Here is a 7,780-nt window from a genome sequence, read left to right on the forward strand (position 1 = left end):
CGCTGCGCTCGGCGCGGGTCCCTCGGCCGGTACGCGCTTCCCGCCTCTCACACCTCGCTGCGCTCGGCGCGGGTCCCTCGGCCGGTACGCTTGGATCCATGAGCGAGCAGACGCAACCGCCTGCGGGGGACTGGACGTCCGGTCTTGTGCTGGTCACCAGGCCTGACTGCCACCTGTGCGAGGCCGCCCGGGAAACCGTCGGCCGCGTCGCCGGTGAGTTGGGGGTCAGCTGGCGGGAGGAATCCGTAACCGACCACGCCGAACTGCTCCAGCGCTTTTCGGAGGAGGTGCCCGTGCTGCTCCTCGACGGAGTCCAGCGCGACTTCTGGACCATCGACGAGGCGCGCCTGCGCAGGCTCCTTGCCTAGGCCTCCGGTACGCCCGCCTGCGCGCCGGTTCATCAAACTTTGAGCGCTACGGTCCGGGACCTAGAGTGGAGATACCCCGCCGTCATCTTCGGGCGGGCGGGCGGCGCACGTCCTGACCGCCGGCGCACAGCGATGGAGCGATGAAGCAGTGACCATGTCGGAGATACCCGGGCTGCGGGCAGCCAGCGACCAGCACGGCAGGCAAATTCCCCCTGCGTCACTGGCCCGCCTGACAATCTACCTGCGCGCCCTCAACTCGCTGCTGGCGGAAGGCATTGAGCGCGTCTCCTCGGAGGAGCTCGCGGACGCTGCCGGGGTTAACTCACCGATGCTCCGCAAGGACCTGTCCTACCTCGGCTCCTACGGAACCAGGGGCGTGGGCTACGACGTCCAGTACCTCAACAGCCAGATTTCCACGGCGCTGGGACTGACCCAGGACTGGCGCGTCGCCATTGTGGGTGCCGGAAACCTAGGCAGGGCGCTTGCGGGTTACTCGGGCTTTCAATCCCGGGGCTTCGAAGTCGTGGCACTTTTCGATGCCGATCAGATGGTGGTCGGTACGGAGGTCGGCTGGCTCCGCGTCAGTCCCGTCCAGGACCTCGCCACCGTGCTGCACCGGACCCGCGCCAATATGGCCGTCCTTGCCGTTCCCGCTCCGGTGGCACAGGAACTCTGCGATGAACTCGTCGAAGCCGGCATCACCAGCATCCTGAGCTTCGCGCCGGTAGTGCTCCAGGTTCCGGATCATGTGCAGCTACGGAAGGTGGACATGGCCACCGAACTCCAGATCCTTGCCTACCACGCACAGCGGGCGCAGCACCCGGATATCGATCCCGGTCCCAGCGCCCGCGCAGCGCAGTAGCAGAGCTCCCGGCACAGTCGGAACACAGCCGTCGCTAGTGGGTGATCCGCTGCGGCTTGAAGTAGGCGTTGGAAGGCTTCAGCCAGCACAGCACCACCGCCGCCACGCCGAGCAGCACCACCAGGATGTTCAGTGCGATCTCAAACCCGCCGGGCGCCAGGCTCTGCCCGCCTAGCTGTTCCTGGATCTCGGGGTTGCCCTGCAGCGCCGCGAGTGTCATCCAGCTCATGATCATCAGGATCAGCGAGAGGGCGGCGAGGACGGTCGCCGTGATCCGCGCCCAGTTGTGCCCTTTGCGGATGAAGACAGCGAGCAGCACGTAGATGCCGGTGGTGAGGACGCCGACGAACACTGCGATCCCGATACCCAGGCCCTCCGTGCCGGCGGGTCCGGCCGCCGCCCCGGAGCCGAGCAGTGTGGTGACGAAATTCAACGCTCCAGCGGCGATGATCAGCCAGAAGGCGAGATTCACTTCACGGGGGAGCGGGGGACGGGCGGCCTCCGGCATGCTCGCCGAGCTGGGATAGGCATAACCGGCGGGTTGTGCTGCCTGGTAGGAATACGGAGACGCAGGCTTCTGTGGTTCCGGGGACAGCCCGGCGCCGGAGTTCTGGGTCGGGCCAGGCTCTGCCGGACTGAGGGGATCGGTCCCGGAGAGCTGTTGCGGATCGCGTTCGGACGGATCGTGGGATGGCGTGCTCATGCGCCCAGCGTACCGCCGGAAGGCGCCGGTGGCGGGAGATTCAGCAGGGAAGGTTCGCGTCTGGAAACTCCCGGAGAAAACAATGGGGCGCACCGGATATCCGGTGCGCCCCATTCGTGGGGAGGCTGGCCTAGTTGGCCGAGGGGGCCACGAAGGCTGCGTCGAGGTTGATAGTGACCTTGTCGCCCACCAGGACACCGCCGGCTTCGAGGGCGGCGTTCCAGGTCAGGCCGAATTCCTTGCGGGAAATGACGGTCTGTCCGGAGAAACCGGCGCGGGTGGCACCGAAGGGATCCACTGCGACGCCGTTGAATTCGGTGTCGATCACAACCTCCTTGGTGATGCCGCGAATGGTGAGATCACCGATGAGCTTGTAGGTCTCGCCTGCGCCTTCAACGCGCTTGGACTCGAAGGTCATCTCGGGGAACTGCTCGACGTCGAAGAAGTCCTCGCCGCGCACGTGGGCGTCGCGGTTCTCATCGTTGGAGTTGAAGGACGCGGTCTTGATGGTGGCGGTGACCTTGGAGTCCTCCAGCGAGGAGCCGATCTGCAGTGCGGCATCGACGGTGTCGAAGTTGCCGCGTACCTTGCTGATGCCTGCGTGGCGGACGCTGAAGCCCACCTCGCTGTGCGAGCCGTCAAAGTTCCAGGTGCCCTGAGTGAGTCCGGTGGGGATAGCCATGGTGATTCTCCTGATCTGTGGGTGTTTCGGTAGTCGTCCGGCCGGGGCGGTCGAACTGCATGTACCTGTAATAAACATGCATTTGCATCTTTTATTCCAGAGATTGCTTCAATCTTCAAATATTTTTTCCCGGAGGGTCCGGGGCGGAGCTCCAGCTTCCCGATTTAGCCCTCCGACGTCGGGATGAGAAACTTGGATTATGCCTACTGCCACCGTTCACCTCGTGCGCCATGGCGAAGTCCATAACCCGGACGGAGTCCTGTATGGCCGCCTGCCCGAGTTTCACCTGTCAGAGCTCGGCCGGGAGATGGCGGAGCGCGTGGCCGGCTATTTCGCCGAACGCAGGAACAGCGGCTCCGACATCGTCCACCTCGTGGCCTCGCCGCTGACGCGCGCCCAGGAAACCGCGGAACCCACCGCCCGTGAACTCGGCCTCACCATCGTCACCGATGAGCGCATCATCGAAGCCGAGAACAAGTTCGAGGGCATGGCCCAGGTTGCCCAGCAGCTCAGGCATCCGAAGCACTGGAAGTCGCTGCGCAACCCCTTCACCCCCTCCTGGGGAGAACCGTACAGCGCCCAGGTTGAACGCGTCATGGCTGCTGTCCACGATGCGCGCCGGTCTGCGCTCGAAGCGACCGGCGGCAAGGACGCCGAGGCAATCATGGTGAGCCATCAGCTGCCCATCTGGGTTGCCCGGCTCGCAGCGGAGAAGCGGCGGCTGTGGCATGACCCGCGCCAGCGCCGCTGCACGCTGAGTTCCGTGACATCCCTGTATTTCGACGGCGATGAGCTCACCGGCGTGCGGTATGAGGAACCATGCGCGGACCTGTTGCCCCGCGCCAGCAACCTCCCGGGAGCGTAATACAATTACTACACGTTGTAGAACTCGTGGAAGACGTTGTGACTCACACTGAAGCTGCCCCGCGCCGCCGCTCACGCGGTGCGCTGATTCGCCTTGCCGCATCGGCGCTTGCCGCCGTCGTTGTCCTGTCCGGTTGTGCCGCACAGGATCCGCTGGCGCAGCAGGCAGCCGAGGGCAGTAATAAAAACTACATCGCCGGTGACGGATCGGTTACCGAGTACGCCGCTGCGGAGCGGGGCGAACCCGTGCAGGTCGATGGAGTGCTCTACGACGGTGAGCCCGTCTCGTCCGCGGATTGGCCAGGCCAGGTTACGGTCCTGAACTTCTGGTATGCGGCCTGTGCGCCGTGCAGGGAGGAGGCCCCCGATCTGGTGGCGCTTCACGAGGAGTACCAGCCGGAGGGCGTGCAGTTCTACGGCGTCAACATCCGGGACGGCGAGAAGAACGCCGAGGCGTTCGAACGCAACTTCGGCATTCCCTACCCCAGCTTCAACGATTCCGACGGCGGCGTGCTCCTGTCGATGACGAGCTACGTTCCGCCGCAGGCAGTGCCGACAACTCTGGTCCTCGACAAGGAAGGGCGCGTCGCGGCCCGCATCCTGGGCCTGGCCGACAAGGGAACCCTCAGCGCGCTCATCGACTCCGCGCTGGCCGAGTAGTGGCTGTGTCCACGTCCATCGGCGCCATGGTTGCCCTCTCGCCCGCAGGAAACGCCTTCGCTGACACTGTCCTGAACGGTTCCATGCTTCTCGCGCTCCCCGTGGCGCTGCTCGCGGGCCTGGTCTCTTTTGTGTCACCGTGCGTGCTGCCGCTCGTCCCGGGCTACCTCGGGTACGTCAGCGGACTCACCGGTGTGGATCTGGAGCAGCAGAAGCGCGGGCGGATGGTGGCCGGGATCGGCCTGTTCGTCGTCGGGTTCTCACTGGTGTTCATGGCCTACGGTGCGCTGTTCGGGCAATTGGGGGCGTGGATGGCCGGGTCCCAGGAATGGCTGATCCGGGTTTTCGGCCTGGTGGTGATCATTCTCGGGATTGTTTTCATGGGCGGGCTCTCGTGGTTCCAGCAGGACCGCAAACTTCACGCCCGCGTGCCGAGCGGTCTGTGGGGGGCGCCGCTTCTCGGCCTGACCTTCGGCTTGGGCTGGGCTCCCTGCATCGGGCCGACGCTTTCCGCGGTGCAGCTGCTCGCTTTCTCGAACGACGGCGCCAGCGCGGCCAAGGGTGCGCTCCTCACCTTTGTGTACTGCCTGGGCCTCGGCCTGCCGTTCCTGCTGATTGCATTGGGGCTCCGGCGGGGGATGGGCGCAATGGTCTTCTTCCGGCGCCACCGGTTGCTGCTCCAGCGGTGCGGCGGCGGAATGCTGATCCTGGTCGGCGTGCTCATGGCCTCCGGCGTCTGGAACCTGTGGATCAACGAGCTCCAGCAGTGGCTCGGCGGCGTCACGCTACCGATCTGATCGACTGATGACTGAACCGAAGGAAAACCCCATGGCAACGAAGGACCGCAGCGGCGACATCGCTCTTCCCGCTCTCGGGTTCCTCGGTACCCTGCGCTGGGTGTGGACGCAGCTCACCAGCATGCGGACCGCCCTGTTCCTGCTTCTGCTTCTTGCCGTCGCCGCTGTACCGGGATCGCTCTTCCCGCAGCGGCCCGCAAACCCGGCCGTGGTCACCCAGTACATCCGGGACAATCCCGAGACGGGCCCCGTGCTGGACTGGTTCCAGCTGTTCGACGTCTACTCGTCCGTGTGGTTTTCGGCGATCTACCTGCTCCTGTTCATCTCGCTGATCGGGTGTGTTGTGCCGCGGGCCATCGCCCACGGCCGGGCCTGGCGTTCCAGGCCTCCGCGGACCCCGCGCCGGTTGACCCGCATGCCCGTTCACGGTGCATTCATCCTCCCCGCGGGGCCGGACGGCCAGCCGGGCGGGCAGGAAGGCGGGCGTCCGGCGTCGGCGGGTGCCGCCGTCGTCGATGCCGCTTCCGTGCTGAAGAAGCGCGGGTACCGCGTGGATGTGCGTGATGAGAGCGGGACCCAGCCGTCGGTCGGTGCGGAGCGGGGTTTCCTGAAGGAACTGGGCAACCTCGTGTTCCATGTATCCCTGATCGGGGTGCTGATTTCCGTGGCCGTAGGCGGACTGTTCGGCTACCGGGGGCAGAAGATCCTGGTCGAGGGTGAGACGTTCGTGAACACCCTGGTGGGCTACGACTCCTTCACCCCCGGCACCAATTTCTCTGAAGACAACCTGGACCCGTACTCCATCACGCTCGAGAAGTTCGATGTGCAGTTCGACCGGCAGCTCACGCACTACGGCCAGCCGATCGACTTCACGGCAACCATGACCACCAGGAGCGCGCCCGGGGAGGAGCCCGAGCGGCAGATCCTGAAGGTCAACGAACCTCTGACCATCGGCGGCACCAGCGTGTACCTCGTGGGTAACGGGTATGCCCCCGTGGTGACCGTTACCGACGGCGAGGGGAACATCGCGCATCAGGGTCCCGTGGTCTCGATTCCGCAGGACGGACTGTTCACGTCCCTGATGGTGCTCAAGGTTCCGGATGCGCAGCCTGACCAGCTGGGATTTGTCGGCTTTTTCCTGCCGACGGCGGCGATCGACGAGAACGGCGTGTCCTTCTCCCGCGACCCGGACCCCTTCCTGCCGCAGCTGAACCTGAACTCGTATTACGGGGATCTGGGCCTGGACGACGGCGAGCCCCAGAACGTGTATGTCCTGGATACCGACACCCTGACGGAGCTCAACAGCCGCAACAGCGAGGCGGGCGGTATTGTGCTCGACGCCGGAGAAACGGTGGAACTCCCGGACGGCAAGGGCTCCATCACCTTCGATGGGCTGCGCCGCTATGCAGCGCTCGACATCACCCACGATCCGGCGGAACTCGGCGCGCTGCTGTTCTCCTCCCTGGCACTGGCCGGGCTCAGCGCCTCCCTGTTCATCGGGCGCCGCCGGATCTGGGTGCGCGCCGGCACCACCGACGACGGCCGGATCAGCGTGGAGTATGGCCTGCTGGCACGCGGCGAGGACCACAGGCTGGCCGGCGAGGGTGCAGCGGTGGAGAAGCTGCTGCGTGATCGGTGGCTGGCGGACAGCGCCGAAGACAACGAGAATGAGACAGCCCATGCGGGAGCGCCGGCGACCGGAAGCGGTAAGGACAACTAATGCAGAACATCAACCAGACCCTGGGGCAGTACAGCGAGCTGTTCATGCTGCTCGCCGCGCTTGCCTACACGGCGGGTTTCCTCGCGTTCACCTGGGACCTCGTCAAGAGCAGCCGGCGGATCCGTGAAATCGAGGCAGCTCTCGCCGAGTCAGCCGGGGATCGAGAGCTGGTTCTCGCCGGCGCGGTAGCCGGCAAGGGCGGTAAAGCGGCCGGCGACGGCGCCGCCCCGGCAGGCGCGACCGCTGACGACGCGATGAACTACCAGGGGGAGCGGCGCACGGTAGCCCGCATCGCCGTCGTTCTGACAGTCCTTGCAGCGGCAATTCACGCCGTCGCCGTCGTCACCCGCGGCGTTGCCGCCGGCCGGGTGCCGTGGGGCAATATGTACGAGTTCTGCACCACCGGTGGACTGGTGGTCGCTGTGGTTTTCCTGCTGGTGCTGACACGCAAGGATCTGCGGTTCCTCGGTACCTTTGTGATCGGCCTGGTTGTGGTGATGCTCTGCGCCGCGACGATCGGGTTCCCGACGCCGGTGGCCAACCTCGTACCCGCCCTGCAGAGCTACTGGCTCATCATCCACGTGTCAGTGGCGGTCGCCGCGTCCGCCCTCTTTACTCTGACCTTCGCGATGTCGGTGCTGCAGCTCATGCAGGCCAACCGTGTGGCGCGGCTCGCGGCGGGCGGTGATGACCGTCTGCCCTTCATGCGGCTGGTCCCCTCGGCGCTGAGCCTGGAGAACCTCTCCTACCGCATCAACGCCATTGCGTTTGTGCTGTGGACGTTCACCCTGATGGCCGGCGCAATCTGGGCCGAGAAGGCGTGGGGGCGCTACTGGGGCTGGGACACCAAGGAAGTCTGGACCTTCGTCATCTGGGTGGTCTACGCGGGTTACCTCCACGCCCGGGCAACCCGCGGCTGGACCGGGACGCGTGCCGCATGGCTCTCCATCGTGGGTTACCTGTGCATCGTCTTCAACTTCACCATCGTGAACATCTACTTCTCGGGGCTGCACAGCTACGCCGGCGTCTGACCCGCCCCTTCACCCCGCGTTCCCGCCCCTCACCTCGCGTTGATTTGGCAGGACACGCCGCTTTCGCGCGCTCATACGGGGTGTGTCCTGCCG

At 65.7% G+C, this 7,780-nt stretch carries 9 protein-coding genes; 7 read left to right on the forward strand and 2 right to left on the reverse strand.

The features are described 5' to 3' along the window. Positions 1-98 precede the first annotated feature (98 nt). Together X803_RS0106075 and X803_RS0106080 are read left to right on the forward strand one after the other, a co-directional pair. Complete coding sequence (locus tag X803_RS0106075; protein ID WP_051470520.1) at positions 99-368, forward strand: glutaredoxin family protein; 270 nt, start codon at positions 99-101, stop codon at positions 366-368. A 154-nt stretch (positions 369-522) separates the two neighbouring features. Then, complete coding sequence (locus tag X803_RS0106080; RefSeq protein ID WP_035778132.1) at positions 523-1,230, forward strand: redox-sensing transcriptional repressor Rex; 708 nt, start codon at positions 523-525, stop codon at positions 1,228-1,230. Positions 1,231-1,264: 34 nt separating this feature from the next. Here X803_RS0106080 and X803_RS20980 read toward each other — a convergent pair whose 3' ends face one another. Further along, positions 1,265-1,933 carry a hypothetical protein gene (locus X803_RS20980; RefSeq protein ID WP_156929980.1) on the reverse strand — a complete coding sequence of 223 codons (669 nt, stop codon included), beginning with the start codon at positions 1,931-1,933 and terminating at the stop codon, positions 1,265-1,267. A 130-nt stretch (positions 1,934-2,063) separates the two neighbouring features. Beyond that, entirely contained in the window at positions 2,064-2,615 is a 552-nt protein-coding gene (locus X803_RS0106090; RefSeq protein ID WP_026544446.1) for a YceI family protein, read from the reverse strand. A 199-nt stretch (positions 2,616-2,814) separates the two neighbouring features. Here X803_RS0106090 and X803_RS0106095 point away from each other — a divergent pair, with 199 nt between their 5' ends. The 5 genes from X803_RS0106095 to ccsB are packed head-to-tail and all read left to right on the forward strand — an operon-like array spanning position 2,815 to position 7,687. After that, a complete protein-coding gene (locus X803_RS0106095) occupies positions 2,815-3,480 on the forward strand; it encodes a histidine phosphatase family protein (RefSeq protein ID WP_026544447.1) in 666 nt (221 codons plus the stop codon). A 38-nt stretch (positions 3,481-3,518) separates the two neighbouring features. Further along, a complete protein-coding gene (locus tag X803_RS0106100; protein ID WP_026544448.1) occupies positions 3,519-4,139 on the forward strand; it encodes a TlpA family protein disulfide reductase in 621 nt (206 codons plus the stop codon). A gap of 26 nt (positions 4,140-4,165) precedes the next feature. Further along, positions 4,166-4,936 (forward strand): cytochrome c biogenesis CcdA family protein, encoded by a 771-nt coding sequence (locus tag X803_RS0106105; protein ID WP_035778134.1) that lies wholly within the window; start codon positions 4,166-4,168, stop codon positions 4,934-4,936. A gap of 31 nt (positions 4,937-4,967) precedes the next feature. Further along, on the forward strand, positions 4,968-6,656 hold the full coding sequence (locus X803_RS18190) for a cytochrome c biogenesis protein ResB (protein WP_035778114.1): 1,689 nt from the start codon (positions 4,968-4,970) through the stop codon (positions 6,654-6,656). Continuing rightward, complete coding sequence (gene ccsB, locus X803_RS0106115) at positions 6,656-7,687, forward strand: c-type cytochrome biogenesis protein CcsB (RefSeq protein ID WP_026544450.1); 1,032 nt, start codon at positions 6,656-6,658, stop codon at positions 7,685-7,687. The genes X803_RS18190 and ccsB overlap by 1 nt, the downstream gene beginning before the upstream one ends. Positions 7,688-7,780: the final 93 nt, after the last annotated feature.

It is taken from the genome of Arthrobacter sp. 35/47, from assembly GCF_000520475.1.
Taxonomy (GTDB): domain Bacteria; phylum Actinomycetota; class Actinomycetes; order Actinomycetales; family Micrococcaceae; genus Arthrobacter_D; species Arthrobacter_D subterraneus.

Coding starts and splice junctions, on each gene's coding strand:
- X803_RS0106075 (WP_051470520.1), top strand. CDS start 99: ATGAGCGAGCAGACGCAACCGCCTGCGGGGGACTGGACGTCCGGTCTT.
- X803_RS0106080 (WP_035778132.1), top strand. CDS start 523: ATGTCGGAGATACCCGGGCTGCGGGCAGCCAGCGACCAGCACGGCAGG.
- X803_RS20980 (WP_156929980.1), bottom strand. CDS start 1,933: ATGAGCACGCCATCCCACGATCCGTCCGAACGCGATCCGCAACAGCTC.
- X803_RS0106090 (WP_026544446.1), bottom strand. CDS start 2,615: ATGGCTATCCCCACCGGACTCACTCAGGGCACCTGGAACTTTGACGGC.
- X803_RS0106095 (WP_026544447.1), top strand. CDS start 2,815: ATGCCTACTGCCACCGTTCACCTCGTGCGCCATGGCGAAGTCCATAAC.
- X803_RS0106105 (WP_035778134.1), top strand. CDS start 4,166: ATGGTTGCCCTCTCGCCCGCAGGAAACGCCTTCGCTGACACTGTCCTG.
- X803_RS18190 (WP_035778114.1), top strand. CDS start 4,968: ATGGCAACGAAGGACCGCAGCGGCGACATCGCTCTTCCCGCTCTCGGG.
- ccsB (WP_026544450.1), top strand. CDS start 6,656: ATGCAGAACATCAACCAGACCCTGGGGCAGTACAGCGAGCTGTTCATG.